The sequence below is a fragment of the Arthrobacter sp. NPDC058288 genome (assembly GCF_042880995.1).
GTDB lineage: Bacteria > Actinomycetota > Actinomycetes > Actinomycetales > Micrococcaceae > Arthrobacter.
In genome coordinates this window covers 1-1,430 of record NZ_JBHVYH010000021.1, presented here as the reverse complement: position 1 = coordinate 1,430, position 1,430 = coordinate 1, and the positions used below count along the sequence as shown (strand labels likewise).

The following is a 1,430-nucleotide window of genomic DNA, read 5'->3' as shown; positions in this document are numbered from 1 at the left end:
GTGGCGGCACCGGCATCAGCAACCTCGGCCAGCCCTGCCGGAAACACCACCGGCTCAAACACACCACAGCCTGGAGACCCGTAAACGCCACCCGCGACCGGTCACCGGGCTGGATCTCACCCGCGGGACGCTCCTACCCCGGCGAACAACAGGACTGGGAACCACCCGACTGGCCGGACGTACCTGCCGATGCGCCCGGTCACGCGGTCAACGCCGGGCCCCCCGAGTGGGAACCGCCCGACCACCCAGGTCACGCGGACCACCCCGGGGCCCCCGAGTGGGAACCGCCCGACTGGCCGGACGTACCTGCCGATGCGCCCGATCCCGAAGATACCGGGCCACCATTACCAGCGGACCCCTTCCCTGACTGGGCGCTATTTATCGCGGCGTAGGAGCACTCCTACGCCGCCCGGCCGGCTTCCCGGCTGCCCGCTGCACAGCGCCCGGCAACCGCGGGCGACGAATGCCGGGGGCGGCCTGCGTCGGCCCTTATACTCAAGAGTCCAATCCGGACGGCCTTATTGGGGGAGACGTGGACGACGGAACTACTGTGCCTGCACAGGAAACTGCACAGGAAACACAGGGGCTACCGCCGGTGTACCTGGAAGTGCCGCACCCATCCGGTCTTCAGGGTGCAGGGACCTCCAGACTGCTGAACACCGGACTCACGGCGGCTGAAGCCCTCGTCGTCTCTGAACCGGCCCCCGTCCAGTACGCCACCACATCTCAAAAACGCATGCGGGATATCTTGGGTGTCACGTGGATTCTGTCGTGCATCGCCGCAGGCGTGATGTTGTCCATCTACGGCGACGCGGCAGACGGACCCTACCAGGGGGAAGCGGACTGGGCGCTTGTGGTGTTGGGAATCATCGCGCCGTTCGCCGTCGTCTTCAGCTTCTACCCGCATTGGCAGGAATGGCGGCACAAGAAGCGGCACAAGGCGTGGCTGGCCCGGTTCATCGAATCATGGCCGCTGCGCGAAAAACTGGCGAACGTGGAGAGCATCCCGGACGTGTGGCAGCGCATCACTGTGGGCACCATGGCTGACACGCTTGCGGCTGATCGCGAGGCCATACTGCAGCAGGGCGGCGCATCAGGGGACGTTCCCGCCCGGCTGCTAAGCGAATCCCTTACCGCAGTGGGCAGCTATGCCCGCGCCGCTACCCTGGATCCCGACTTGCAGGCGGCGGCCCAGCAGGCTGTCGACCGGTTCAGCGAGCTGGCCGGACGACGGCGGGAAAACCTCCCGCTGGCAGGCCCGCCATCCGTGCCCGAGCTGCGGCGGCGCCGCAACGGACCCGTGAACGACGTCGGCAGGCTGCCGGACTAGCGGCCGACCTCCGGATTCAGGGACATTCCCCGGACCAAACGCAAGCGGTCGACGGCGGGGAAAACCCCCCGAGACCCCCTTGGGGTGGTGGCGCGTTTCC

1 protein-coding gene is annotated in these 1,430 nt (G+C 67.6%); it reads left to right on the top strand.

The genetic code is table 11. The features are described from left to right. Positions 1–550: 550 nt before the first annotated feature. The gene (locus ACFVWT_RS22560; RefSeq protein WP_390251884.1) at positions 551–1,330 is read left to right on the top strand and encodes a hypothetical protein; all 780 of its coding nucleotides are present in this window, start codon (positions 551–553) and stop codon (positions 1,328–1,330) included. The last annotated feature ends 100 nt before the right edge of the window (positions 1,331–1,430 follow it).